Annotated in this window: 23 protein-coding genes and 1 tRNA gene; 12 read left to right on the plus strand and 12 right to left on the minus strand. The window is 64.0% G+C overall.

From position 1 onward, the window contains the following. Positions 1-211 precede the first annotated feature (211 nt). The 6 genes from DFP89_RS13745 to DFP89_RS13770 form a co-directional block, all read right to left on the minus strand. Entirely contained in the window at positions 212-1,075 is an 864-nt protein-coding gene (locus DFP89_RS13745) for a glycosyltransferase (RefSeq protein WP_114349963.1), read from the minus strand. A gap of 32 nt (positions 1,076-1,107) precedes the next feature. Further along, positions 1,108-1,602 carry a phosphatase PAP2 family protein gene (locus DFP89_RS13750; protein WP_114349964.1) on the minus strand — a complete coding sequence of 165 codons (495 nt, stop codon included), beginning with the start codon at positions 1,600-1,602 and terminating at the stop codon, positions 1,108-1,110. Further along, on the minus strand, positions 1,599-2,264 hold the full coding sequence (locus DFP89_RS13755) for an ABC transporter ATP-binding protein (RefSeq protein ID WP_114349965.1): 666 nt from the start codon (positions 2,262-2,264) through the stop codon (positions 1,599-1,601). Before DFP89_RS13755 ends, DFP89_RS13750 begins: the two co-directional genes overlap by 4 nt. After that, positions 2,257-3,558: a lipoprotein-releasing ABC transporter permease subunit gene (locus DFP89_RS13760; RefSeq protein WP_114349966.1), complete on the minus strand. Its 1,302-nt coding sequence runs from the start codon at positions 3,556-3,558 to the stop codon at positions 2,257-2,259. Before DFP89_RS13760 ends, DFP89_RS13755 begins: the two co-directional genes overlap by 8 nt. A 72-nt stretch (positions 3,559-3,630) precedes the next feature. Continuing rightward, complete coding sequence (locus DFP89_RS13765) at positions 3,631-4,095, minus strand: Lrp/AsnC family transcriptional regulator (RefSeq protein WP_181870341.1); 465 nt, start codon at positions 4,093-4,095, stop codon at positions 3,631-3,633. Further along, positions 4,092-4,547 carry an Lrp/AsnC family transcriptional regulator gene (locus DFP89_RS13770; protein ID WP_114349967.1) on the minus strand — a complete coding sequence of 152 codons (456 nt, stop codon included), beginning with the start codon at positions 4,545-4,547 and terminating at the stop codon, positions 4,092-4,094. The genes DFP89_RS13765 and DFP89_RS13770 overlap by 4 nt, the downstream gene beginning before the upstream one ends. Before the next feature lie 128 nt (positions 4,548-4,675). Here DFP89_RS13770 and ilvC point away from each other — a divergent pair, with 128 nt between their 5' ends. Next, the gene (gene ilvC, locus DFP89_RS13775; RefSeq protein ID WP_114349968.1) at positions 4,676-5,698 is read left to right on the plus strand and encodes a ketol-acid reductoisomerase; all 1,023 of its coding nucleotides are present in this window, start codon (positions 4,676-4,678) and stop codon (positions 5,696-5,698) included. A 184-nt stretch (positions 5,699-5,882) separates the two neighbouring features. Here the strand turns inward: ilvC and DFP89_RS13780 are convergent, their stop codons facing one another. After that, entirely contained in the window at positions 5,883-6,965 is a 1,083-nt protein-coding gene (locus DFP89_RS13780) for a hypothetical protein (RefSeq protein WP_114349969.1), read from the minus strand. Between the two features lie 72 nt (positions 6,966-7,037). Beyond that, on the minus strand, positions 7,038-10,523 hold the full coding sequence (gene dnaE, locus DFP89_RS13785; RefSeq protein WP_114349970.1) for a DNA polymerase III subunit alpha: 3,486 nt from the start codon (positions 10,521-10,523) through the stop codon (positions 7,038-7,040). 95 nt (positions 10,524-10,618) lie between these two features. On the opposite strand from dnaE, the gene DFP89_RS13790 reads away from it, so the two are divergent. The 5 genes from DFP89_RS13790 to DFP89_RS13810 all read left to right on the plus strand — a co-directional run bounded on the left by DFP89_RS13790 (position 10,619) and on the right by DFP89_RS13810 (position 17,361). After that, a complete protein-coding gene (locus DFP89_RS13790; RefSeq protein ID WP_114349971.1) occupies positions 10,619-12,139 on the plus strand; it encodes an ABC transporter ATP-binding protein in 1,521 nt (506 codons plus the stop codon). Then, positions 12,126-13,199 (plus strand): ABC transporter permease, encoded by a 1,074-nt coding sequence (locus tag DFP89_RS13795; protein ID WP_114349972.1) that lies wholly within the window; start codon positions 12,126-12,128, stop codon positions 13,197-13,199. Before DFP89_RS13790 ends, DFP89_RS13795 begins: the two co-directional genes overlap by 14 nt. Continuing rightward, positions 13,196-14,086 (plus strand): ABC transporter permease, encoded by an 891-nt coding sequence (locus DFP89_RS13800; RefSeq protein WP_114349973.1) that lies wholly within the window; start codon positions 13,196-13,198, stop codon positions 14,084-14,086. Before DFP89_RS13795 ends, DFP89_RS13800 begins: the two co-directional genes overlap by 4 nt. 32 nt (positions 14,087-14,118) lie before the next feature. Further along, positions 14,119-15,195 (plus strand): BMP family ABC transporter substrate-binding protein, encoded by a 1,077-nt coding sequence (locus tag DFP89_RS13805; protein ID WP_114349974.1) that lies wholly within the window; start codon positions 14,119-14,121, stop codon positions 15,193-15,195. Between the two features lie 198 nt (positions 15,196-15,393). After that, positions 15,394-17,361, plus strand: a complete 1,968-nt coding sequence (locus DFP89_RS13810; protein WP_114349975.1) for a hypothetical protein — start codon at positions 15,394-15,396, stop codon at positions 17,359-17,361. A gap of 307 nt (positions 17,362-17,668) precedes the next feature. Here DFP89_RS13810 and DFP89_RS13815 read toward each other — a convergent pair whose 3' ends face one another. The 4 genes from DFP89_RS13815 to DFP89_RS13830 form a co-directional block, all read right to left on the minus strand. Beyond that, complete coding sequence (locus DFP89_RS13815; RefSeq protein ID WP_114349976.1) at positions 17,669-17,902, minus strand: acyl carrier protein; 234 nt, start codon at positions 17,900-17,902, stop codon at positions 17,669-17,671. A 136-nt stretch (positions 17,903-18,038) separates the two neighbouring features. Beyond that, entirely contained in the window at positions 18,039-18,776 is a 738-nt protein-coding gene (gene fabG, locus DFP89_RS13820) for a 3-oxoacyl-ACP reductase FabG (RefSeq protein WP_114349977.1), read from the minus strand. A gap of 70 nt (positions 18,777-18,846) precedes the next feature. Beyond that, positions 18,847-19,773, minus strand: coding sequence for an ACP S-malonyltransferase (gene fabD / locus DFP89_RS13825; protein ID WP_114349978.1), 927 nt, complete (start codon positions 19,771-19,773; stop codon positions 18,847-18,849). 79 nt (positions 19,774-19,852) lie between these two features. Then, positions 19,853-21,199 (minus strand): ATP-binding protein, encoded by a 1,347-nt coding sequence (locus tag DFP89_RS13830; RefSeq protein WP_114349979.1) that lies wholly within the window; start codon positions 21,197-21,199, stop codon positions 19,853-19,855. 59 nt (positions 21,200-21,258) lie between these two features. Here DFP89_RS13830 and DFP89_RS13835 point away from each other — a divergent pair, with 59 nt between their 5' ends. The 6 genes from DFP89_RS13835 to DFP89_RS20145 all read left to right on the plus strand — a co-directional run. Next, complete coding sequence (locus DFP89_RS13835) at positions 21,259-22,125, plus strand: MBL fold metallo-hydrolase (protein ID WP_114349980.1); 867 nt, start codon at positions 21,259-21,261, stop codon at positions 22,123-22,125. 101 nt (positions 22,126-22,226) lie between these two features. Next, a tRNA-Asn gene (locus DFP89_RS13840) sits at positions 22,227-22,301 on the plus strand. Between the two features lie 134 nt (positions 22,302-22,435). Continuing rightward, entirely contained in the window at positions 22,436-24,373 is a 1,938-nt protein-coding gene (locus DFP89_RS13845; protein ID WP_114349981.1) for a site-specific integrase, read from the plus strand. Positions 24,374-24,384: 11 nt separating this feature from the next. Continuing rightward, positions 24,385-24,627, plus strand: coding sequence for a hypothetical protein (locus DFP89_RS13850; protein WP_114349982.1), 243 nt, complete (start codon positions 24,385-24,387; stop codon positions 24,625-24,627). 291 nt (positions 24,628-24,918) lie between these two features. Beyond that, positions 24,919-25,242, plus strand: a complete 324-nt coding sequence (locus tag DFP89_RS13855) for a hypothetical protein (RefSeq protein ID WP_114349983.1) — start codon at positions 24,919-24,921, stop codon at positions 25,240-25,242. Beyond that, positions 25,239-26,624: hypothetical protein (locus tag DFP89_RS20145; RefSeq protein ID WP_147273314.1), on the plus strand; the 1,386-nt coding region annotated here is incomplete at its 3' end. The genes DFP89_RS13855 and DFP89_RS20145, both read left to right, overlap by 4 nt.

Genomic DNA, 26,624 nt, shown 5'->3' on the forward strand with positions numbered 1-26,624 from the left:
GACAGCGAAAACGGCCCCCGGATCGGTTCGCGTCCGGCGGTCCAACAACGAAATATTACCACAAAAACTTTACGCAATCAGCTTTTATCGCCAAAGGGATCCCTGACCTATTCGTCAGATTTCCGCTTGATCCGGCCATGGCCATCGAGCTGCCGGCCGCACCGGCCAGGCATTGTTTCAACCGTTTCATTGCCGCCAAGCCCGCCCCGGCTCAGGCCGGAGCCGCCGGCACGGCGAGCAAATCCGCCAAGGCGCGCTGGTCCAGAAACGGAAATCCGGTTGCGAGAGCTTGCGCGAATTGCGCCTCGTCAAGCGCGGTCAGGCCCGGTTCATTCGGGCGGATCGTCCGGGAATCATGGCCCTCGACCTTCAGCTGCAAGGCGCCGTAGGGTCCGGGATCGGTCAGTGCCGGAAAGCGCCGCATCAGCGCGAAATGGCCAAAGGCAAAGATGCTGCGCGCCACGCGCGAGGCCGTGCGCCGAACCGGCAGCGCCACTGCAGCGCCGGCCGCATGAAAGGGCTGTATCTGCTCGTATCGTGCTGGCGCCGCATCGCCGTAACGCGTCGCCAGCAGCGTGCGCGGCAACGAAAAGGCAAAGGCGTCATAGTCGCGCATCACCTCGCCCGCCCGCGCAAGCCGGGCGGTAAAATCGGCGGGCACGCAATCGTCGTCATCCAGCCGGAACTGGACCAGCCGCCTGCCGCCCGCCGAAAGCTCGCGCAGATGCGGCGCCAGGGCCGCAGCGACATCGGTCTCGTCCGACAGGACCAGCCGCGCCTGCGGCAGCGTCAGGCAAAGCGCCCCCAGCCGGGCCTGCCACGCCGCGGGCATGGCGGTCGAACTCAGCACGATCAGGGTGAAATCCTCATGGGCCTGCGCCCGCATCGAGGCCAGCGTCAGCGCCTCGAAGGCGCGAAAGCGAAAGCGCAGGCGGTCCTCGGCGTAAAGCTGCAGCGCGCTCTGGCGCAGAGCCTCGGCCTCGGCCTCGGAGCCGCGCGCGGTGCCGATATAGGCGCCCCAGTCGCCCCGGCCCAGAAAGGAAAACCGGCAGATGCCGACGATATGATCGTTCATGTTTCCCCGTCCAATGCCCTGCCCGATCCGGCCTAGAATTTCATCCCGACTTCGAAACTGGCGCCATCGGTGCCGATGCCGAAGCTGGCCGCGCCGAAGCTGAGGCCGATCAGCGCGCCGGTCCAGACCTGCTGCGGGCTGTGATGCCCCGCATGAACCCTGCTCCAGCCGGTCAGGCCCGCCGCGCCATAGGCGAATGCCCCGGCCTCGGGCTGGTCGTCAAAGCATTTCCCGGCCAGATCCGCCGCGCCGAAAAACGCCATCGCCGTATGGCCCGAGGGAAATCCCCCCATCTCGCCCGAGGGACGCCGCGCGATGGGGGCGTCGATATATTCCTTCATCGCCCAGACCACCGCGGTTTGCAAAAGGCCCCGAACGGCGAAATCCTCGGCCCGGTCCTGATCGACGGCGCAGACCGCCGCCGCCAGCGGCAGCCCGTATTTCATCGCCGTGCCGAACTGCTCGAACGGGTCGGCGCTGGCCGGCGCGGCAAGGGCAGCGGCGCAAAGGATCGCCGCCGCCCTCATTCCGCGCCCAGCCGGATCACCCGGTCCATGCGCGCCGCCAGTTCAAGGTTATGGGTGGCGATCAGCGCCGAAAGGCCGGTGTCGCGCACCAGCGCCATCAGCACGTCAAAGACCTTGTCCGAGGTTCCGGGATCAAGGTTCCCGGTCGGCTCATCGGCCAGCAAAAGCGCGGGCGCATTCGCCAGCGCCCGGCAGAAGGCCACGCGCTGCTGCTCGCCCCCCGAAAGCTGGGCCGGACGGTGATCGGCGCGGTGGCTCAAGCCCACGCGGGTCAAAAGGTCCTGCGCGCGGGCCTGCGCGGCGCGGTCGGCGACGCCATTCGCCAGTTGCGGCAACACGATGTTCTCGGCGGCGGTGAATTCGGGCAGCAGATGGTGGAACTGATAGACAAACCCCAGCGCCTCGCGCCGCGCCTCGGTCCGGCTGCGGTCGCTCTCATCGCTCATGTCGCGGCCGTTCAAGAGCACGCGCCCGCTATCGGCCGTGTCCAGAAGCCCGGCGATATGCAGAAGCGTCGATTTTCCCGCCCCCGAGGGCGCGACCAGCGCCACCACCTCGCCGCGCCCGACCGACAGCGACAGGTCGGACAGCACCGGCACCGGCGCCGGGCCGCCCTTGCCATAGGTCTTGGAGATCCCCTCCAGCCGCAACACGTCACTCATAGCGCAGGGCCTCCACCGGGTTCATGCGGGCCGCGCGGCGGGCCGGGAATATGGTCACGACGAAGGACAGAAACAGCGACAGCCCCACGGCCTTGGCGATGTCGATGCCGCGCAGCTTGGCCGGCAGCTCATAGATGCCGCGCACCGAGGCATTCCACGCCCCCCCGTTCGAGGCCCAGTTCAGGAAGGTCATGATATGTTCGACATTCAGCGCCAAGGCCACGCCAAGGATCACCCCCGCGATGGTGCCAAGAACGCCGGTGAATGCCCCGCACAGGAAAAACACCCGCAGGACCGCGCCCTCGGTCAGGCCCATGGTGCGCAGGATACCGATATCGCGGCCCTTGTTCTTGACCAGCATGATCAGCCCCGAGGTGATGTTCATCGAGGCGATCAGCACCAGAATCCCAAGGATCAGGAACATCACGTTATCCTCGATATCCAGCGCGCGCAGGAAATCGCCCGAGGCATCGCGCCAGGTCCAGACCTGCGCCCGCTCGCCCGCCGCATCCAGAAGCTGCGGCGTCCAGTTGTCGACCTGTTCGGGGTCGCTCACAAAGACCTCGATCTCGTCGGCGACACCCTCGCGGTTGAAGAAACTTTGCGCCTCGGGCATCGGCATATAGATGCGGGTGCGGTCGATGTCATAGCGCCCGGCGGAAAACACATAGACCACGTCATAGCTTTCGCGGCGCGGCGTGGTGCCGAAGGGGGTCTTGGCGCCCTGCGGCGCGGTCAGTTGCACCTTGTCGCCAACCCCCACGCCCAGCTCGCGCGCAAGGCCGACGCCAAGCGCGACGCCGCGGTCGAAGTCGTCGATATTGCCGCCCGAGGTTTCGGGATCCGCGATCCGCTCCATCGCTTTCAGCGTGTCCAGCGTGACGCCGTAAACCTCGGCCACATTGGCGGCATCGGCCTGGCTGGCCATGACCTGCGCACGCACCACCGGCGTCGCGCGGGTCACGCCGGGGATCTGGGCGATCTTTGCCGCCAGCGCGTCGTAATCCTCGATCCGGCCGGGGCTGATATAGGTTTCCTCGGTCAGTTCGTTATAGAACGAGGTCGGCGCGTAATAGATGGTGCTATGGGCATTCGCGCCCAGAATGGTGTCGACATATTCGGCGCGAAAGCCCGAGCGCACCGCCAGCGTGGCGATCAGCGCCATCACCCCCAGCGCAATGCCGATCAGGCTGATCCAGGTCATCACGCTGACCCCGCCCTCGGCCCGGCGGGCGCGCAGATAGCGCCAGGCGATCAGGAATTCATAGCGCGAGAACGGAGCGGGGCTCGCCATCGGTCACCTGTCAGTTATACCGCGCCTGATTGGCCCGGCGCGGCGGATTATGCAAGTCAACAAGGGCGTGACCTAAAGCGGCCCCGGCCGGCGTTCCTCGGAGAGCATGACGTTCGCCTCGACCTGCCCGACGCCGGGCAGGGTCATGATCCGCCGCCGCAGGATGCGTTCAAAATCGGCAATGTCGCGGGCATGGATGCGCAGCCGGTAATCGAACTGGCCAAGGACGTGCTGGACGGTCTGCACCTCTGGGATGGCGGTCACCGCGCGCTCAAAGTCCTCAAGGCTGGTGCGACCTTTCGCGGCCAGCCGGATGCCCAGAAACACGGTGACGCCGAAGCCAAGTGCGGCGGTATCGACAACGATGCGCCGCCCGGCAATCACGCCCGCCTCGGTCAGCCGCTTGATCCGCCGCCAGGTCGCGGGCTGGGTCATACCCAGTTTGCGCCCGATCTCGGCCGCGCTCAGCGTCGCATCCCCGGCCAGCAGCCGCAGGATCGCCAGATCGGTCGCGTCGGGTTGCAAGGGCGCGCTCACAGCGGCAGCTCCTGCACGTCCTTGATGGTCGAGACCAGCATCAGCGCATCGCTGTCCGAGACATGCGGAAGCGTCAGGATGCTGTCGCGGTAAACCTGCTGCCAATGCGCCATGTCGCGGGCAATGACCGACAGCCGCAGATCGACCGTGCCCAGAAATGTCTGGATCTCGGTCACCTCCGGCACCTTGCGGGCGGCGGCCATGAAATCGTCAAAGGCGCGCGGCTCGGTCTTGTCCAGCGTGAAGCGCAGGCTGACCTGCACCTCATATCCCAGCGCGCGCCAGTCGATGCGGGACTCGATGGCGCGGATGACGCCGGTTTCGCGCAGTCGCTCTAGCCGCCGCCACAGGCTGGCGGACGTCACCCCTGCCCGCTCGGCCAGATCGGCATTGGCGATGGCAGGATCGGCCAGAAGCTGACGCAGAATGCGTCGGTCGGTTGCGTCGGGCATGATTTTTTCACCTTTACGCTTCTTCTGGCATGATAATCGTGAAATTTCCAGAGAAATCGCGAAAATTGCACAGAACTGGCCCACGTGCTTTGCTAGAACCATGGCATCGAACAAACGGAGAGACGCTGATGCGCGTTTACTATGATCGCGATTGCGATGTGAACCTGATCAAGGACAAGAAGATCGCCATGCTGGGCTATGGCTCGCAAGGCCATGCCCATGCGCTGAACCTGCGCGATTCGGGTGCCAAGAACGTTGTCGTCGCTCTGCGCGAAGGCTCGCCCTCGGCCAAGAAGGCCGAAGCCGAAGGCCTCAAGGTCATGGGCATCGCCGAGGCCGCCGCATGGGCCGACCTGATCATGTTCACCATGCCCGACGAGCTGCAGGCAGAGACCTACAGGAAATACGTCCATGACAACCTGCGCGAAGGCGCGGCGATCGCATTCGCCCATGGCCTGAACGTGCATTTCGGCCTGATCGAGCCCAAGCCCGGCGTCGACGTGATCATGATGGCCCCGAAAGGCCCCGGCCACACCGTGCGCGGCGAATACACCAAGGGCGGCGGCGTGCCCTGCCTGTTCGCGGTCCATAATGACGCGACCGGCAAGGCCCAGGACATCGCGCTGAGCTATTGCTCGGCCATCGGCGGCGGTCGCTCGGGCATCATCGAGACGAACTTCCGCCAGGAATGCGAAACCGACCTGTTCGGCGAGCAGGCGGTTCTGTGCGGCGGCCTGGTCGAGCTGATCCGCATGGGCTTCGAAACCCTGGTCGAGGCCGGCTACGAGCCGGAAATGGCCTATTTCGAATGCCTGCACGAGGTGAAGCTTATCGTGGACCTGATCTACGAAGGCGGCATCGCCAACATGAACTATTCGATCTCGAACACCGCCGAATATGGCGAATATGTCTCGGGTCCGCGCATCCTTCCCTATGAGGAAACCAAGCGCCGCATGAAGGAGGTCCTGACCGACATCCAGACCGGCAAGTTCGTGCGTGACTTCATGCAGGAAAACGCCGTCGGCCAGCCCTTCTTCAAGGCCACCCGCCGCATCAACGACGAACACCAGATCGAACAGGTGGGCGCCAAGCTGCGCGAGATGATGCCCTGGATCTCCAAGGGCAAGATGGTCGACAAGGCCCGCAACTGATCCGGTTGCAGATCAAGTTCAAGGGGCGCGGCGTCATTGCCGCGCCCTTTCCAGTTCAATGCCTTGCGGCGACATCGTCGCGGCGGCCCGGCCGGGGCCGCCCCCCTGCGATGGACGAGGGGCGGATTGGAAAAGGGCGCCAAGGGCGCCCTGATCAGCTCATGCCAGCGACAGGGCGCCGGGATCAGGCCATCGCCTGCACGGCCTTGAGCCGCTCGATGGCGCGGCGCTCGTCCCCTGCGACAAAACCGTCCTGCAACAGCCGGACCAGTTGCTGGACGAAAACCGGGTCGGTCGTCTGCAAGGCCCTCAGTTGCTGATCGGTCAGTTGCTCGACATAGAGCACCGCCACATCATCGCTGTCGGAATCATGGTGATTTTCCAGCCGGTCGAAGATGCTGCGCAGCCGCTTGGTGTTGTTGCCAAGCCCGGCGCAGAACTTCGCCAGCCCCTTTTCATCCATGTTGAAGGTCACGCCCAGGCCGCCGGTGCGAAAGCGGTTGATGACGAATTCAGGGTCATGGGCGGCGTAATACTTGAAGCCATGGGTGAACGGGTTCGGCCCGTGCGAGCCGCGATAGCCGACCGAGGAGCTGTTCCAGTCGCCGCGCAGGTCCAGAAACGCCACCAGATCAAAGGTGAAGGAATAGCTTTGCTGCTTCAGCCCCGCTGGCCACCAGCGCGCGGGCGAGCCAAAGCTGTGCACCTCGATCCCGGCAATGGCCGCCGGGCCGCGCGCCAGCATGACCCCGGTCAGCGCGTTCGAGGTGATCAGGTTGCCCTGGCTATGGGCATAGATCGGCGCCCCCAGCATGCCGCCGGGCGTGCCGATCAAGAGCGCATAAAGCGCCTTGGTCGCCTCGTTCGAGCCCAGCAGGCCATAGACGAAATCATCCTTGGTCAGGCCGGGATTGCGCTTTCGCTCCCACTGGTACATCAGCTCGACGGTCTTGTACCAGTCGGTCTGGCCGCCGGCCTTTTCCGCCTGAACGCCGGAAAGCCGCAGCTTGTCGGTGGCGCATTGGAACACGTCGCTGACGATGCCAGCCGATCTGTTGAAAACGCCATAGACTGGCGAGCCGACCATCAGCGACAGCTCCAGCCCGCTTTTCTGATGATCGCCCCCCGAATTCTGCATGCCATTGACGAAGATCACCGGCTTTGCGGGACTATACCACGCCTTGCCCACCGCCTCCGGCGAGACATAGCGTGTGACGGTGCCGTCATTCGACGGAACGCTTCCCTGACTGATGAATGGTGCGCGCATGTAATCTCCTGATCGTTAACCGCAAAGCAATATGGCCGGACTAAAGCACTGATCCGAAGGCGATGCCAACGCTTATTCCTCTAGCACCTCAAGGACGCCGGGCACCGCGCGCAGTGCCTGCCGCGCGGGCGTCGTCAGGGGCGCGTCCGAGGCGATCTCGACATCGACCAGATCATCGCCATCCTTGAGCCGCAGCGCAATCGGCCCGCAGGCGCGGGACGGCGCCCGAATCTCCGCCTGAATGCGTGCCAAGGCCGCGGCAATGCCCGGCACCGCGTCCAGCCCGGTGATCTCGACCGCCAGCCGGTTCGCGCCCGCATCGGCGACGAACTGGTCCAGCGGCGTGACCCCGCGCGCCAGCAGCTTCACCTGCTCGCCCGAGGGTTCGACCTGTACCTGCAGGACGACATTCTCGCCCGGCTCAAGGTGCTGGCGATGCGCGTCCAGCGTGTCGGAAAACACCGTGACCTCGTAAAGCCCGGTCGGATCGGACAGGCCGACAAAGGCGAAACGGGTGCCGCGCGCGGATTTCTTTTCCTGCCGATGCGCCACCGTCCCCGCCAATGATGCGACCAGCGCCCCATCCTGCGCCGCTTGCGTCACCTCGGCCAGCGTCTGCACGTTCTTGCGCCTGAGCGCGGGCTGATAGTCGTCCAGCGGATGCCCGGACAGGTAAAAGCCCACGGCGGCATGTTCCTCGCCCAGCTTTTCGGCCGGCAGCCAGATCGGTGCCGGCACCGGGCGCGGGGGCGGCAGATCCTCGCCGCCCCCGAAAAGCGAGGACTGGTTCGACTGCGCCGCCTCTTGCACGGCCAAGGACCACGCGACCAGACCATCCAGAGATTTCAGAACTTTGCCCCGGTTTTCTTCGAGAATATCGAAGGCTCCGGCGCGGGCCAGCATCTCCAGCGGGCGCTTGCCCACCCGGCGCATGTCCACGCGGCGGGCAAAGTCATGCATGTCCTTGAAGGGCTGATCGCCGCGCGCATCGGTGATCAACCGCATCGCCTCGACGCCGACGCCTTTCAGCGCTCCAAGCGCATAGACGATCCTGCCGTCGCGCACGCTGAACGTCGCCAGCGAGCGGTTCACGCAGGGCGGCACCGTCTCGATGCCCATGCGATCGGCCTCGCGCTTATAGACGGCCAGCTTGTCGGTCAGGTGGATATCGCAGTTCATCACCGCCGCCATGAATTCGACCGGGTGGTTGGCCTTGAGCCATGCGGTCTGATAGCTGACCACGGCATAGGCAGCGGCATGCGACTTGTTGAAGCCATAATTGGCAAATTTCTCAAGAAGGTCAAAGACCTCGCCAGCCTTCTTCGCGTCGATCCCCTGCGCCTTGCAGCCCTCGACGAATTTCGGCCGCTCCTTGGCCATTTCCTCGGCGATCTTCTTGCCCATGGCGCGGCGCAACAGGTCGGCGCCGCCCAGCGAATAGCCGGCCATGACCTGCGCGATCTGCATCACCTGTTCCTGATAGACGATGATGCCCTGAGTTTCCGCCAGGATCGGGTCGATGGTCGGATGCAGCGATTCCAGCGGCCGCAGCCCGTTCTTGACCTCGCAATAGGTCGGGATGTTCTCCATCGGGCCGGGACGGTATAGCGCCACCAGCGCCACGATATCCTCGATGCAGGTGGGTTTCATGCGCCGCAGCGCATCCATCATCCCCGAGCTTTCGACCTGGAACACCGCCACCGTGCGGGCGCTGGCAAACAGCTCGTAACTGGCCACATCATCCAGCGGGATGGCGTTGATCTGGTTTTCCGCCCCCGCCGCAGGCTGGTAAAGCTCGCGCCCGTCAGCGGCGACATGCAAAGGCCGCCCGCCGCCGTTGATCAGATCGACGGCATTCTGGATGACGGTCAGCGTCTTCAGGCCCAGAAAGTCGAACTTGACCAGCCCGGCCTGCTCGACCCATTTCATGTTGAACTGCGTGGCCGGCATGTCGGAGGCCGGATCACGGTAAAGCGGCACCAGCCGGTGCAGCGGCCGGTCGCCGATCACCACCCCGGCGGCATGGGTCGAGGCATTGCGCAACAGCCCCTCGATCTTGGCGGCATAGTCCAAGAGCCTGCCGACAACCTCTTCCTTGGCCGCCTCGCGCAGGCGCGGCTCGTCGGCAAGGGCCTTGGTGACGCTGACCGGCTTGACGCCCTCGACCGGGATCATCTTGGACAGCCGGTCCACCTGCCCGAAGGGCAGTTGCAGCACCCGCCCCACATCGCGCACCGCCGCCTTGGACAAAAGCGCGCCAAAGGTGATGATCTGGCCGACCTTGTCGCGGCCGTATTTCTCTTGGACGTAGCGGATCACCTCTTCGCGGCGGTCCATGCAGAAGTCGATATCGAAGTCGGGCATCGAGACCCGCTCAGGGTTCAAAAACCGCTCGAACAGCAGCGAATAGCGCAAGGGGTCAAGATCGGTGATGGTCAGCGCATAGGCCACCAGAGAGCCCGCGCCCGAGCCCCGCCCCGGCCCGACCGGAATGCCGTGATCCTTGGCCCATTTGATGAAATCGGCCACGATCAGGAAATAGCCCGGGAATCCCATCTGCTCGATGATGCCCAGCTCAAAGCGCAGGCGTTCCTCGTATTCTTCAAGGGGCACGGCATGGGGGATGATGGCAAGGCGCGCGCGCAGGCCGTCCCAGGCCTGACGGCGCAGTTCCTCGACCTCGTCCTCGGCAAAGATGGGCAGGATCGGCTTGTGCTTGCTGACCGCGAATGCGCAGCGGCGGGCGATCTCGACGGTGTTCTCGACCGCCTCGGGCAGATCGGCGAACAGCGCCGCCATCTCGGCCGGGGTCTTGAAATAATGCTGCGGCGTCAGCCGCCGGCGCGGCGCGGTCTGATCGACATAGGCGCGGTCGGAAATGCAGATCAGCGCGTCATGGGCGTCGAACAGGTCGGGCTTGGGGAAATAGACATCGTTCGTCGCGACCAGCGGCAGGTCCAGCGCATAGGCGATGTCGATCATGCCGCCCTCGGCGGCCTGTTCCTCGGGGACGGGGCGACCTTCGGCGTCGTGGTGGCGCTGCAGCTCGATGTAAAGCCGGCCCGGAAAGGCGCGCGCCAGTTCCGCGACCAGATCGCTTGCGTCATGCTGACGGCCCTGCTGGACCAGCAGCCCGACCGGCCCCAGCGCGCCGCCGGTCAGGCAGATCAGCCCCTCGGCGCGCGCGGCAAGCTCCTCCAGCGTGACATGCGGCAGGGACTTGTCGTCGCGCAGATAAAGGCAGGTCGACAGCTCCATCAGGTTCAGCCAGCCGGCCTGATTCTGCGCCAGCAGCACCACCGGCCCTGTCACCGCCGGTCCCGCCACAGCCGATTCCAGCGTGATCTGGCAGCCGATGATCGGCTGCACGCCCGTGTCCTGCGCCTTGACCGAAAACTCCAGCGCCGCGAACAGCGCATTGGTATCGGTCAGCGCCACGGCAGGCATGCCGTTCTGCGCTGCCAGATCGGCTAGCTTCTTGACCGGGATCGCGCCTTCCAGCAACGAATGTTCGGAATGTGTGCGAAGGTGAATGAATCGAGGCGCGTTTTCAGGCATAGCGCCAATCTAGGCGCGACCTGCCGAACTGTGCAATTGCCCTTGCACGGAAATCGGCTAAGACTCGCACAAGAAAGAAAAAGAGGCGCGCGAACGTGACCGACATTTTCCGGGCCGAGGGTCTGGGCAAGACTTATCCCGGCGTGCGCGCCAATGACGACATCAGTTTCGCGGTCGCTGCCGGAGAGATCCACGCCCTTCTGGGCGAGAATGGCGCCGGCAAATCCACGCTGGTCAAGATGATCTACGGCCTCGTGCGCCCGGACGAGGGCCGGATGATCTTCGCGGGCCACCCCCATGCCCCCGCCGATCCGCGTGCCGCGCGGGCTGCGGGCGTGGCCATGGTGTTTCAGCATTTCTCGCTGTTCGATGCGCTGACGGTCGCCGAAAACATTGCCCTTGGCATGGAAAACCCGCCGCCCCGGGCCGAGCTTTCGCGCCGCATCGCCGAGCTGTCCCAGGGCTACGGCCTGCCCCTGAACCCCGCCCGCCGCATCGCCACGCTGTCCGCGGGCGAGCGTCAGCGGGTCGAGATCCTGCGCTGCCTGCTGCAGAACCCGCGCCTGTTGATCATGGACGAGCCGACAAGCGTGCTGACCCCGCAAGAGGCCGAGATCCTGTTTGCCACCCTGCGCCAGCTGGCCGAGCGCGGCACCGCGATCCTTTATATCAGCCACAAGCTTGAGGAAATCCGCAGCCATTGCGACCGCGCCACCATCCTGCGCCATGGCAAGGTCGTCGGCACCGTCGATCCCCGCGCCCATAGCGCGCCAGAGCTGGCCGCGATGATGGTCGGCGCCGAGATGCGCGTCATCGACCGCTCGGGCCGCAATCCCGGCGCCATGGTGCTGGCGGTGGCGGGGCTTTCGACCCCGGCCGGCCGCAGCGAGGGCGTGGCGCTGAAGGATGTCGCGCTGCGCCTGCATGCCGGCGAGATCCTTGGCATCGGCGGCGTCGCCGGCAACGGCCAGGAGGAACTGCTTTCCGCCCTGTCGGGCGAGATCGCGACCGCCCCGGGCACCGTCATGCTTGAAAGCGCGGACCTTTCCGCGCTTCCCCCCGAGGCGCGGCGCCGCGCTGGCCTCCTCTCGGCCCCCGAGGATCGGCTGGGCCATGCCGCCGTCCCCGAATTCAGCCTGACCGAGAATACGCTTCTGACAGCAGGTAGCCGCCAGAACCTGATCCGGCGCGGGCTGATCGACCATGCCGCCGCCCGGAATTTCGCGCAATCGGTGATCCGGGCATTCGACGTGCGCACCCCCGGTCCCGGCACAGCTGCCGGTGCGCTCTCGGGCGGGAACCTGCAGAAATTCGTCATCGGCCGCGAGGTGCTGGGCAATCCGCGCGTACTGGTGGTGAACCAGCCCACCTGGGGCGTCGATGCCGGTGCCGCAGCCGCCATCCGTCAGGCGCTGCTGGACCTTGCCGCGCAGGGCGCGGGCGTCATCGTCATCTCTCAGGATCTGGACGAGCTTTTGGAACTTTCCGACCGTTTCTGCGCCCTCAACGAGGGCCGCCTGTCCGCCCCCCGCCCGACCGAGGGCCTAAGCGTGGCCGAAATCGGCCTGATGCTGGGCGGCGCCCATGGCATGGAGGTCGCCCATGTTCCGGCTTGAGCCGCGCGCCAGCGCGCCGCTGCTGTGGCAGGTGGCGACGCCTGTCCTTGCTGTCATCGCCACCATGATCGCGGGCGGCATCCTGTTCGCGGCGCTGGGGTTCGACCCGGTGGCGGCGATCCGCACCATCTTCTGGGACCCGCTTTTCGGACCCGCCGCCAGCTATTCGCGCCCGCAATTGCTGGTGAAAGCCGGACCGCTGATCCTGATCGCCTGCGGCCTTGCGCTGGGGTTCCGGGCCGGCATCTGGAACATCGGCGCCGAGGGGCAATATATCATCGGCGCGATCTGCGGCGCCGCCGTGGCGCTGGCCGCCTATCCGGCCGACGCCTTCTGGATCTTTCCGGCGATGATCCTTGCCGGCGCGCTTGGCGGCTGGGCCTGGGGGATGATCCCGGCGGTCCTGCGCAACTGGTTCGGCGCCTCGGAAATCCTTGTTTCGCTGATGCTGGTCTATGTGGCGCAAAAGATCGCCGCATGGATGGCTTTCGGCCCGATGAAAAACCCCGAGGGCTTCAACTTTCCCGGCTCGCGCAATCTTCAGCAATATGAACCGGCCTCGAACCCCGAACTGATCGCCGGGACGGGGCTGCATTGGGGGGTGATCGTGGCAGGGATCGCGCTGCTGGTCACATGGTTCGTGATGTCGCGCCATGTGCTTGGCTTTCACATCCGCACCGCCGGCGCCGCCCCCCGCGCCGCCCGCTTTGCCGGCGTCCGCCCCGAACGGCTGGTGGCGCTGTGTCTTGGCGTCTCGGGCGCGCTGGCCGGGCTGGCCGGGCTGTTCGAGGTCGCGGGCCCCGCAGGCCAGATCACCGAAAGCTTTGGTTCGGGCTACGGTTTCACCGCGATCATCGTGGCCTTTCTGGGCCGGCTGCACCCCCTTGGCATCCTGCTTGCAGGATTGCTGATGGCGCTGACCTATATCGGCGGCGAACTGGCGCAATTGATGCTGCAACTGCCCGCCGCGACCGTGCAGGTCTTTCAGGGCATGCTCTTGTTCTTCCTGCTGGGGTTCGACGTCCTGACCCGCTACCGCATCCGACGGAGGCACGCATGATGATCGATCCCATCGCCGTCTTTGTGCTGCTGCTGGGCGCCGCGACCCCGATCCTGTTCGCCGCACTTGGCGAGTTGGTTGTCGAGCGCGCGGGCGTCCTGAACCTTGGGGTCGAAGGCATGATGATCGGCGGCGCGCTGGCCGGTTTCGCCGCCGCCCATGCGACCGGCAGCCCCGCCCTGGGCTTTGTCGCCGCCGCGTTCGCGGGCGTCGCGCTGTCGATGATCTTCGCGTTTCTCAGCCTGTATCTGCTGTCAAATCAGGTGGCGACAGGGCTTGCGCTGACGCTGTTCGGTCTTGGCCTGACCGCGATGTTCGGCAAACCCTATGAGGGGGTCAAGGCCCCCGCCATGATGGCGGGCCCGCTTGGCCTGAACCTGATGATCTGGCTGGGGCTGGCCATGGTGCCCGTCGTCTGGTGGGCACTGACCCGCACCCGGCCCGGGCTGATCCTGCGCGCGGTCGGGGAAAACCACGATGCGGCGCACGCGCTTGGCTATCCGGTCCGCCGCGTGCGGCTGGGCGCCATCGCCTTTGGCGGCGCCATGGCCGGGATGGGCGGCGCCTATATTTCCATCGCCACCGTCCTGCAATGGACCGAGGGCATGACCGCCGGCGCCGGCTGGATCGCGCTGGCCATCGTCGTCTTTGCGCAATGGAACCCCTGGGGCGTTCTTGCCGGCGCATGGCTTTTCGGCGGCGTCACCGTCTTGCAGCTGCGCCTACAGGCGGCGGGCGTGGCGGTGCCGGTGCAGCTTTTGTCCATGGCGCCCTATCTCGCCACCATCCTTGTCCTCGTGCTGATCTCGGCACGGCAGAAATTCGGCCGCTCAGCCGGGGGTGCCGCCCCCGGATCGCTGGGCAGGCCCTTTCACGCGCTGCGCTAGAACAGCCGCGCCCTACCAACAGGAGACCCGACATGAAACGCAGAACCCTTCTTGGCAGCGCCGCCGCGCTGGTCGCCGCCATGGCGGCCCCCGCCTTTGGCCAGGACGAAAAGCTCAAGATCGGCTTCATCTATGTCGGCCCGGTCGGCGATGGCGGCTGGACCTATCAGCACGATCTGGCCCGTCAGGCGGTGGAAAAGGAATTCGGCGACAAGGTCGAAACCACCTTCATCGAATCCGTCCCCGAAGGCGCGGATGCCGAACGCGCCCTGACCCAGCTTGCGCTGGCGGGCAACAAGATGATCTTCGCCACCAGCTTCGGCTTCATGGACGCGACGCTGAACGTCGCCAAGAAATTCCCCGACATCAAGTTCGAGCACGCCACCGGCTACAAGCGCGCCGAGAACGTCGCCACCTATGACGCCCGCTTCTATGAGGGCCGCGCCGTCATCGGCACCATCGCCGGGCGCATGACCAAGTCGAACAAGATCGGCTATATCGGCTCTTTCCCGATCCCCGAGGTCGTGCAGGGCATCAACTCGGCCTATATCCACGCCAAGAAGGTCAACCCGAATGTCGAGATGAAGGTGGTCTGGGTCTATAGCTGGTTCGACCCCGCCAAAGAGGCCGATGCCGCCGCCGCCCTGATCGCCGAGGGCGTCGACGTGTTCATGCAGCACACCGACTCGACCGCGCCGCTGGCGAAAGCCCAGGAGGCGGGCGCGCTTGGCTTTGGCCAGGCCTCGGACATGACCAGCTTTGCGCCCTCGCCGCGCATCTCCTCGATCGTGGACAACTGGTCGCCCTATTACATCAAGCGCGTCGGTCAGGTTCTGGACGGCACCTGGAAATCCGAAGCCACCTGGGCCGGCATCGGCGATGGCGAAGTGGTGATCGGCGACATCACCGAGGCCGTCCCCGCCGAGGTCAAGGCCGAGGCCGAGACCCTGCGCGACAAGATCGCCAAGGGTGAATACCACCCCTTCACCGGCCCGCTGAAAAAGCAGGACGGCAGCGACTGGCTGGCCGAGGGCGCGACGGCCACGGATGAAGAGCTTTCGGGCATGAACTTCTATGTCGAGGGCATCACCGCCCCGATGCCGCAATAAGGCCTGCCCTGCCAGAACGCGAAAAGCCGGGGACATTTGCCCCGGCTTTTTCATGACCCTTCCGCGCACCGGCCATTCCGCCGCGTGTCCTTGGAAGGGTTCATCTTTCCGCGCGGCTTCGCTAACACGGTCGCCGAGCATGATTGAGAACATATTTTCCGCGCACCGGCGCAATCTCTGCCCGGCCTTGGTGAGTACATGAGCAAGAAATATCTTTCGTTAGCCGCATTTGTCCTTGCCGTGATCGCGGCCGCATATTTCTGGACCCATCGCAACCCGCTGTCGCGCCTTGACGCCCCCACGGGCTATATCTTTTCCGGCCTTGAAATCATCGACTCCGAAACTGGAAAAGAGGCGGTGATCGAGGAATACGCGTTTTTCGCGGACATGTTCCTGGCGATGGCCGACCAACTGGCTGCGGCTGCCGAGCAGGGCTATCTGATGGTCGATCCCCGGGCAGAGACAGCAACGCTTCTGGTGGAGGGGACCACCGCGGTCGCCCCCCTGCCCGAGCCCGGGAAAGAGGTGCCCTTTGACGTTGGCACCAGCGGAAGCGCCCCGATCTTCCTGTCCTATTCCGCTGGCGACGACCGCTTCACCCTGCGCGCACCGGAATCCGCGCTGGAGATCGCGCTGGATTTCAATGTGAGTTTCGTTCGTGCCCAAGGCGATATCCAGGACCTCATTGCAGCGCAAAACGATATGCAGGCCCAGCGTATCGCAGCGCTGGCAGAATGGAACAGCGACATCGATCGCCTGCAAGCTGAGCTGACCGCGCGCCCCGAAGCCACGGCCAGGACCTATCGGCTGAACCTGCCCGGCGACTTCACGACCATCGCCATTCCGCTTTCCGCGACCTACGACGACAGCGACGACGCCGGCCAGTCCGGCGTGGTGGACAGGGTAACCGGCGAGACGCTGTTCAATCTGCGCCTTGATACCGCCGAGGCGCTGAAACGGATTTTCGCCGCAGAGCGCGAGAGCTATCTCGGCCCGGACGACGATATCCGCATCCTCCATGAGGACGATCACACCATAATCGTCGCCCGCCGGGACCGCCCGTTCTTCTTTCTCAGCACGGTTATCACCGGCAGCGTCGGCTATGCGGTCCATGCCGATGCCGAGGATCTGGCCCAGTTGCGCACCGCCTGGCAAGCGGCCGAAAGCCTCTCGGGCGAAAGACCCGACCCCGGCGTCGTCACCTCCGCTGATTTCGACGCGATGACATGGTTTCGCGACCAGGGCGCCGCGCTGGCCGCAAGAACCAAGAACAATGCCGGCTTTGCCGAAAGCTTTCATGAACAGGTCACGACAGAACTTGTGGCCGACAAACTGCTTTCCGGCCAATCCGGCATCCGCGGCAGCCTCATGCTGCGGGAAAGCAGCAAGATAGACGACCCGTTTGCGACGCTGTTTGAGGTGAACTATGCCTGCCTGCCGCGCCTCAGGACGGATGAAAGCCCGGTCACGCTGCACGAGCGCCTGTCGACAAACCCGTTTTCCAATGGCCTTGCCTATCGCGACCTCGCCCTGGACGCGATTGCCGCGAGCATTAGCCACAATGCATTTGGCGTGGCCAGCGATCATGTTTTCAATCCGCTAACCGATCAGGCCATTCGCCAGCCTGCAGTCTGGGCCTGGCAATCTCCGGTCGGCGCCTTCGGTGCCGACAACCTGTCCTATTTCGGCTATCGCGTGCGCGATCTGGGCGGACAGTTCCAGCTGGTCTGCGCGACCTCGTCCGAGAACCCCTATGCGGCACTGGCGGGGTTGCAAATCCTGGATGATCAGCCGCTGCCCGGGTTGTCAGGGCTGCCGCCGATGATCTCCGCGAGGTTCGAGCGTTATCCGGCTGCCCATGCCATCGGTGACGGGCTCTACGAAGTTCGGGAAAGCCCGGAGGGCGGCTATCTGCTGATCGACACGGATGGCACGAGGCTGTCGGACATACCATTCGAGCGCAGCTGGAGCTATGACGAGATTCAGGCCTTCAAGACAACGGATGCCAAGGGCAGGTCCGCCCTCTGGTCATTTTCGGGCGAACAGCTTCTGCCCTATGAATACGACGATATCGACGATGCGCCAAACGGCATCATCGAGGCGCGCAAGGGCGATCAGACGCTGTTCTATTCGCTGGCAGAGCGCCGCTTCGTCCCGCAACCCTGAGGTCAGGCCGGGTGGGTGGCCATTCGCCCCCAAAGCACCTGCACGAAACCGGACGCCACCCCGGCCGGCGGCAAGGATAAATGGCGGCACCGTCGGGCAGCGCCACCCAGAAATCGGCGTGGGTCACTCAGCCCGATGGTGTACGCCCTGTATACGGCGCCTGTGTGCTCGGTGATACCCCAGGCCCAGCAAATGCCGGGTTTCAGGCCAAACCGCCCGCAGCGGCTTCACGCAACAGCCGGAAATGAAAAAAGGCGGTGCTTCCCCATCTGGAAAGCACCGCCCTCGAAATCGTCTCAGGACCGGATCAGACCGCGCCGCTGATGAATTTCACCGCATCGCCAAAGGTCTGGATGGTCTCGGCTGCGTCATCGGGGATCTCGATGCCGAACTCTTCCTCGAAGGCCATGACCAGCTCGACGGTGTCCAGCGAGTCGGCGCCCAGATCGTCGATGAACGAGGCCGATTCCGTCACCTTGTCCTCATCGACGCCCAGATGCTCGACGACAATTTTCTTCACGCGATCAGCGATATCGCTCATGTCTTTTCCTCGTTTTCGCGGGCATCCGCCCAGAATGTTCCGGCAATTGCCGGCTCTAGCTCAGGGCGGTTCCCCTGCAGCCTTGATTGCGGGATATAGCACGGAGACGTGATCTTGCAACCCGCATAAACCACGTTCAGACCATCGCCATGCCACCATTTACGTGCAGCGTGGCACCAGTGACATAGCCGGCCTCGGCGCTCGACAGATACAGCACGGCGGCGGCGATTTCCCCGGCAGATCCCATGCGCCCGGCGGGGATCTGGGTCAGGATGCGGCCCTTCTGCTCCTCGTTCAGCTTGTCGGTCATGGCGGTCTCGATGAACCCGGGCGAGACGCAGTTCACCGTGATCCCGCGCGAGGCCACTTCATAGGCAAGGCTCTTCGACATCCCCACCAGCCCGGCCTTCGCGGCGGCGTAATTTCCCTGCCCCGGATTGCCCGTCGCCCCCACGACCGAGCCGATATTGACGATCCGCCCCCAGCGCGCCTTCATCATGCCGCGCAGCACCGCCCGGCACAGCCGGAAGCTCGAGGTCAGGTTGACCTCGATCACCTGCGCCCATTCCTCGTCGGACATGCGCATGAACAGGTTGTCACGGGTGATCCCGGCATTGTTGACCAGAATATCGACCCCGCCCATGGCTTCTGCAGCGGCCTTGGGCAGCGCCTCGACGGCTTCGGCATCGCCCAGATTCGCGGTCACCACATGCGCGCGATCCCCCAGCTTCGCGGCCAACTCCTGCAAGGGCGCCTCGCGCGTCCCCGACAGCGTCACTATCGCCCCTGCCCGGTGCAGCGCCTCGGCCACCGCGCCGCCAATGCCCCCGGACGCCCCGGTCACCAATGCCTTCTTGCCCGTCAGATCAAACATCCCAAGCCTCATTCTTTCATGTCCAAATATCCCGGGGGAATCCCGCAGGGATGGGGGCAGAGCCCCCTCTTCAGCCCTTCAGCGCCGCGATATCCGCCGGCGCGCCGACATTCTTCACCACCGCATCCTTCGAGATGCGCTTGATCATCCCCGACAGCGCCTTGCCGGCACCGATCTCCCAGAACTCGGTCACCCCGGCCCCGGCCAGAAACTCGATCGACTCGCGCCAGCGCACGGCGCCGGTCACCTGCTCGACCAGCAGCCGGCGGATCGCCCCCGGCTCGGTCACCGGCTCGGCGCGCACATTGGCGATCAGCGGCACTTCGGGCGCAGCGATCTCGACCGCCGCCAGCGCCTCGGCCATGGCCGCCGCCGCAGGCTGCATCAGCGCCGAATGGAACGGGGCCGAGACCGGCAGCATCAGCGCCCGCTTGGCACCGCGCTCCTTGGCCAGAACGGCAGCACGCTCAACCGCCGCCTTGTGGCCCGAGATCACCACCTGCGCAGGATCATTGTCATTGGCGGCCTGACAGACCTCGTCCTCGGCCGCGTCGCGGGCGATGTGATCGACCGCTGCGAAATCCAAGCCAAGGATCGCCGCCATGGCGCCCTGCCCGACCGGCACCGCCTCCTGCATCGCCGCGCCGCGCAGGCGCAAAAGCCGCGCCGTATCCGCCAAGGTCAGCGCACCCGCCGCACACAGCGCCGAATATTCGCCCAGCGAATGCCCGGCGACGAAATCCGCGTCCTTGATGCCGAAGCCCTCGGCCTCCAGCGCCCGGAAGGCCGCGATCGAGGTCGCCATCAGCGCCGGCTGCGCATTCTGGGTCAGGGTCAGCGTCTCGATATCGCCGTTCCAGATCAGATCGCTCAGGTTCTCGCCCAGGGCCTCATCGACCTCGGCAAAGACCGCGCGCGCGGCTGGATAGGCCTCGGCCAGTTCGCGCCCCATGCCGATGACCTGCGCGCCCTGCCCCGGAAATACGAATGCCCGCATGGCGGAATCCCCTCACTTTTATGTCATTGAGACAGGCTTAGCCCGCGCCACGCCATCCCGCAACCGCAGGGATGGCCGTTCAGCGCGGAATGACGATCTCGGCCCGCAGGCCGCCCAGTCGCTGCCCGTCGCCCAGCCGCAGCTGCCCGCCATGGGCGCGGGCGATATCGGCGGCGATGGACAGGCCCAGCCCCACGCCCTGACCACGGTTCTGATTGCGCGCCGGGTCCAGCCGGGTAAAGGGTTTCATCGCCTCGCCGCGCTTGTCGACCGGAATACCCGGCCCGTCATCCTCGACCGAGATGCGGAACCAGCCCGGCCCCAGCGCCGCCTCGACCTCGGCATGCTCGCCATAGCGCACGGCATTGCCGATCAGATTCTCGATGGCGCGGCGCAGGCTGTCGGGACGGAAAGTGGCAAGGTCCGGCTCTTCGGCCGCGCCGGCCCCGCAATGCAACACCACCTTTTGCCCGCCCCGCTGCGCATCGGCGACAATGCCGCGCACGAAATCCAGCACCGGGCGTTCCTCGGGCGGGCCGTCCTGGGCAGAGTCGCGGGCTAGGTCCAGAAAGGCATCGACCATGGCCGACATGGCCGCCACATCGCCCTCCAGCGCGGTGACCTCGTCCTTTTCGGGCGGATAGTCGGGGCTAAGCATCGACAGCCCCAGCCGCAACCGGGTCAGGGGCGTGCGCAGGTCATGGCTGACCCCCGACAGCATCAGGTTGCGCTGTTCGTTCTGGCGCTCGATCCGGCCGCGCATTTCAAGGAATGCGGTGCCGGCGCTGCGGATCTCGATGGCGCCGGCTGGGCGATAGGGGATGATCCGGCCCTTGCCATATTCCTCGGCTGCACGCGCCAGGCGGCGGATCGGGCGCAGCTGGTTGCGCAAAAAGATCGTCGCGATCGCCGTCATCAAAAGCGAGGTCCCGATCATCAGCACCAGCAGCTGATGCGGATTCGAGGCGCTGACCCGCAGCCGCGCAAAGCTCAGCTGATAGTCCCCCCAGCGGCTGTTCAACGTCACCCGGACCTCGCGCCGCTGGCTCAGATCGACCGTGCGGACGGAGGGCACGCGGGCATGCAGCTCGGATATGACGACACGGCCCGAAAGGTCGTAGAAAGAGCGTTGCTCTGCACCCGGCGCGCGGCTGGGCAGGTCCAGACCCAGCCCGAGCGGCCCGGTCACCCGCATCGCCGAAACCCGTGCGGCCTCGATATCTGCCGCGGCGTCGATCCGCTCGGCCACCAGCGCGATCTCCTGCGCCATGCCCGATGTCATCTGCCGCGTCACGTCCTCGAAATGGCGCTGCAGGAACATCACCGTCACGACGATGGTCACCACCACCACCGGCAGGAACAGGATCAGCGCGGCGCGCCCGTAAAGCCCGCGCGGCATGAACCGCTTCAGCCAGTCGAAATTCATTGCGTCCTGCCCATATTGCGGCCTTGGAATGCCGGCTGCCCGGCGGTTAGGTTAGCCCCATGACAAGCGCCATGAAAGCCCTGCGGGTCATTACCGCCGACAACCCCTCGCCTTTGACCGGACGGGGCACGAATACCTTCCTGCTGGGACGCGGGCGGATCGCGGTGATCGATCCCGGCCCCGACCTGCCCGCCCATCGCGCCGCACTGATGGCGGCGGCAGGGAACGGGCGCATCAGCCATATCTTCGTCACCCATGCGCATCTGGACCATTCCGGCGGCGCCCGCGCGCTGTCGCGCGAGACCGGCGCGCCGATTCTGGGATTCGGCCCCGCCGAATCGGGCCGATCTGCGGTGATGCAGCGGCTGGCCCGCGACGGCGCCCTGGCCGGAGGTGAAGGCTTGGACCGGGACTTCACCCCCGACATCCAGCTTGCCGATGGCACAGCGACCGAGGACGACGAATGGTCGCTGACCGCCCTGCACACGCCCGGCCATTTCGCCGGCCATCTGAGCTTCCAGCAGGATCGAACAGTGTTTTGCGGCGATGTGGTGATGGGCTGGTCCTCGACGCTGATTTCACCCCCGGACGGCGATCTGGCCGATTATTTCCGCTCGCTCTCGCGGCTTGAGGCGCTGGAGGCCAAGACGCTGCTGCCCGCCCATGGCGATGCGATCCTGGACCCTGCCGCACGGCTTTCCGAGTTGGCCGCGCACCGGCGCGAACGCACGGCGCAGATCCTTGCCGCGCTGCGCGAAAAGCCCGGCACCGCCGAGGCATTGGCCCGGCGCATTTACGACGTTCCCCCCGCCCTGATCCCGGTCGCGACGCGCAACGTTCTGGCCCATCTGATCGCATTGTCCGAGCTTGGCGCGGTAGCACCGACCGGACCCATCGCAGTAAACGCTGTATTTTCAGTGGCTTGAGTGAAGAATAAGTATCGTCCACAGATTTTTCGGAGAGGACAAAAAAAACCGCAAAACCCTCTGGACGCCCCCTGAAGCTGTGGCTATACACCGCCTCGTGTTCCGGCGTAGCTCAGCGGTAGAGCAGTTGACTGTTAATCAATTGGTCGTAGGTTCGATCCCTACCGCCGGAGCCAAACTCAGCTAACTCTTTGGTTTTGTTTGGATAAGCACCTCTCATAGGCTGCGGTGCATGTGTGTGTCATACATCTGACACCAGTTCGCGCCTTAGCACGCCCGTGAAATCGGCTCCTCAACGCAGGAGTTCGACATGGGCATCCAGATGCATACCTTTCGGCGCGGCGCCACCTACACGTGGCGCAAGCGTCTGCCTGCCAGCCTGGGCGGCGGGGTCTTTCAGATCAGCCTGCGCACCACCAACCCCTTGATTGGTCGGCGACTTGCCACAATCTTATGTGCTGAAAGCTGCGCGGTGGTCGATGCGATGATCCATGATGGCCTGAACAAGGACGAGGCACGCAAGCTGCTTGTGGCCGTCATCGCGCGTGAACATCACAAGATCGCGGCGCTGCGCTTGGCAGAAGCGGAAAACCCCGCCGCCGGTGCATGGGAACGGGCCAAATCCGCTGATTGGGCCATGGGCAAGGCATTGAGCTTGCTTGCGGAACGCGGCGCTTCTGGTTGCCATCTGACCGATGCGGATCGGGTTGCGATGCAGACCGAGGGGCGCAGCGATTCGGACATCAAGATGCTGGAACGCGTTCTGGATCAGGAAGCCCGGAACTATGCCGAGGATCCTCGGCAGGGTCTGAACAACCGGTCGTTCAGCATGATGCGGCATATTCTTGGCCGCGAACAGTTTTCCGCTCTGGAGCTTATCCACGGGCGGCAGATCTATTATCGCGGCCGCGGCGCGGTGCTGCTGAGTGGTTCAGAACAATCCATTTCCGAGCAGGAAACCCGCGAGGCGGCAGAGCTGGCACGATGCGATTTCGGTTCGGATCAGGACCAGCCCCCAGCTTCTCGGCAAGGCAGGGAAAACCCTACGGCTGATGACGGGGGCGCATCGCATTCAAGCTGGCCCGCACCATCGGCTGATCCATCACCGGCTGCAATTGCGACTCAGGCTGGGACTGACCCGCCCGCCTATGACCCGGCGCTCATGGCTCTGGTCGGACGGCTCATGGATGACAAGCGTCGCCAGAAAATGTCGGAGCCGATGATCACGCAGATGACGCAAAGCTTCAGGATTTTCGCCGAAGCCACCCATGTCAGCGACATCCGCTTTCTGCGTCAGGAGCATATCGCCAGATTTGTCGAGGTGATGCACAAGATGCCGGTGCATCATGGGAAATCTCCCAAGCAGCGCGACAAGCCGCTGTCCGAAATCCTGAAAAACCCGCTGAATCAGCCCGTCGGTTTGTCAGCAACGACGATCAATCGCAATCTGGGCTATCTTGGACAGCTTTTGATCAAAGGCCGCAGCGAGGGTTTCCGTAATCTGGGCGATCTTGATCCGGGCAGCCTGCGCCAACGCAAGACGAGGCGAGAACGCGACGAGCGTCCACCATTCAGCGCCGAAGACGTTCAGGCAATCTTTCGCCACCCAATCTGGCATGGTTATCGCAGCAAGGGCAAATGGCACGAGCCCGGCAATGTCGTCCTGCGTGACGGGCTTTACTGGCTGCCGATGATTGCCGCGCTCAGCGGTGCGCGACGCGGCGAGATTGCGGGGCTGAAGGCTGCGGAAATCCTGACCGTTGACGATATTCCCTGCATGATGCTTCAGATCAACGCGAACCGGGGCCTCAAGAACCTGACCTCGGCGCGCCTGGTGCCTCTGCATCCTCAGCTGCTGGAGATGGGTCTTGTGGCATGGGCGCAAGATCGAATGCTGCGCGATGGTCCGCGCGCCGATCTGTTTCCCGACATGCGCCCCCAAAAGCTGCCGCCCATCGAACAAGCGACCGGCGATGAAGAGGGCGGGAAGTTCGGCGATCAGATCAACTACCGCTTTAATAAACTGGTGGATCGCCAGATCACCACTCAGCGTGCCGAAAAGACCTTTCATTCGTTTCGCCATTACGTCGCCACCCAGCTGGGGCGAATGGCGGATGTTCGCGAACAGGTCCGCAAGGATATTCTGGGCCATGCCGGAGGCTCGATGACCGAAGAGCGCTACACCGAAACCAGCCCGCCTGACCTCATGCTTGCGGCAATCTCCCGACTGCCGTGGCTGCCGTTGTGACAGAGGCTGAATTGATCGAAATCGGGGATTGCGATGAGATGGCCGACCGTATTGGTGGCGGTGTCCTGCGGCCCGGCGATTATGTGCTGATGATCAGCGATGGTCAGATTATCGGTGGGGAGCGGGTGACCGACAACACCCCGCCGGAAATGCTGCTGCCCGCGATGCAGGACTCGTATCCAGGCCACGATGCTGTTCTGGCAGAGTTCACCGCAGAGGGATTTGCGATAAGGATGCGATATCGCCGCGCCTGATGGAAATCGCGGCCAAGGGGCGGGGCTCGGCCTGCTCGCGGGATAACGGGCTGTCGTGCTAGGGGACGGGCTTGGGACACTGTCGGTATCCCGCGCAGTCGTAGCATCGCAATGGCACGCGCTCGGTTCCCACACCCTGCATCACGGGTCGCAAAAAGATCTGTTCCGATTTTCGCGGTTTTCGGTGATTCTCGCGCCGAGCGAAAGAACGTGGAAACAGAGGCTGCAGCAAGAGTCCCCAAGAGCCGGGGGTAAAACAAAATCCATGATGACAGAACAATAGGATCAGACATGCCCCGCCCTAAGAAGCCCTCCGCCGATCTGGCCAAGCGCAGGGAAATATATGCCCCTCAGGCGGTCTGGGAAAAGGCCGGGACGCTTGCAAAGGCAGCGGGCATGTCCATCTCCGCATATCTGTTGCGGGACGTGATGGAGGCCCAGCAGTCCTCAGCAGTGGTTGATCTGTTGGAAGAACTTCAGGCAATGCGACGCGAACTGGCGCATGTCTCGCAGGCTCTTCAGACAGAGGGCAATCCTACCGTCATCAAGGTGCATATGGATCTGGTGACGATAGATCGCAGGCTGGTGCGTCTGGCAGAAAGTCTAGCGCTATGATGCTGACCTGGTCGCCACATTCCGGAGACAGGCCGGATACCAGTCCGAAAATCGCAGTGGATTACATGCTGAATTCGGCGGTGCGAAAGACAATCGCAGAGCAGCCCCTAAGTTTGCAGCGCGATCCGCAGCCAGAGCTTTTGCTGGGCGACAAGGATATTTTTCCGCTAGGTCTGAATGCCTTGCCATTCAAGCATCGCTACAACTTTGCCACGCTGTCTTTCCATGAGCAGGATATTTCAGTCTCCGCCTTCAATGCTGGCGACCCAGATTCACGGCAAAAAATTGCTCAGACCCTGAAGCTGTTTTTCGAAATCGCATGGGCCGGGGTTCCGGTTTCTGCCCGGATGCAGCCCCTGGTCGGCACCCACACCCATACCGGCAGGCTTGAAGTGAATATCATGATGGCGCGCGGCATTCGGAATGAAAATGGGCACTGGCGATCCTATAATGCACATTTCCCGAGAATGGGCAGTTCGGAAATCTGGGATTTCTTTACGGACTATGTGAACCTGAGGTTTCGATGGGCTGATCCGCGCGCACCTGAACGGCGAAAGCTGGTCAGACTGTCCAATAAAATCCTCAAGCAGAAGGCCGAAGCCGAAAGACTTGGAAAGCCATTTGACATCTCCGTGCCTGAGCAGACGGTGGCGTTGGCAGAGGATCTGATCAAACAAGGAGGCATCAAAGACCGCAAATATCTGATTGCCTCCATGAAGCCGGGGTTGGATACCATGGGTATCAACGTTGTGCAGTCAAGAAAGAACGACGTCGTTTTCCTTGAGAGAAGCACCCACCGAAAGTGGGCGCTCTCCGGGCTGTGTTTCAGTCAGGAATTTTCGCCGGGCGCCCAGTTCATGCGGGTTTATCTACAGGAGCCGGGGGTCGATCCCGACTGGCCTGCCGCAATAAGGCGCCGCCGCCGCCAGAGGATTACCTCCTTGCGAGAACTGATTCATTCCTATGAAGAACGTGCAACGTATAATTCGCGACGTTACGGCTTTTCAAAAAGACCCGACCCAGACTTCTGGCAGATCCTGCGTCAACAACCCGGTATTGATCTGCCAATCTCCCATCCCAGAATCACAGGAGGCTATCTTGACGGATATGCTCAGCCCGCTGGAATTGAAGCTCACACAGCAGATCGAGCAGTTTCTTCATCAGCAAAACAACCGGATTCAGCATCTCGAGGATCGCGTGGCACAACTCGAGGAAGAGCGCGCCGCGCTGACGACCATGCTGAATTTATTCGACGCGCTGAAAACCCCTTTGAGCTCTTCGTAAACCTAGGTGGTGTTGACAAAAGGGATTCACAGGGTGGCCTGATCGTGATTCAAGCTGGTACCTGCAATGGAGACCAGATTGGCACGAGACCTGATGTC

Origin of the sequence: Paracoccus lutimaris (assembly GCF_003337565.1) — a bacterium.
GTDB lineage: Bacteria > Pseudomonadota > Alphaproteobacteria > Rhodobacterales > Rhodobacteraceae > Paracoccus > Paracoccus lutimaris.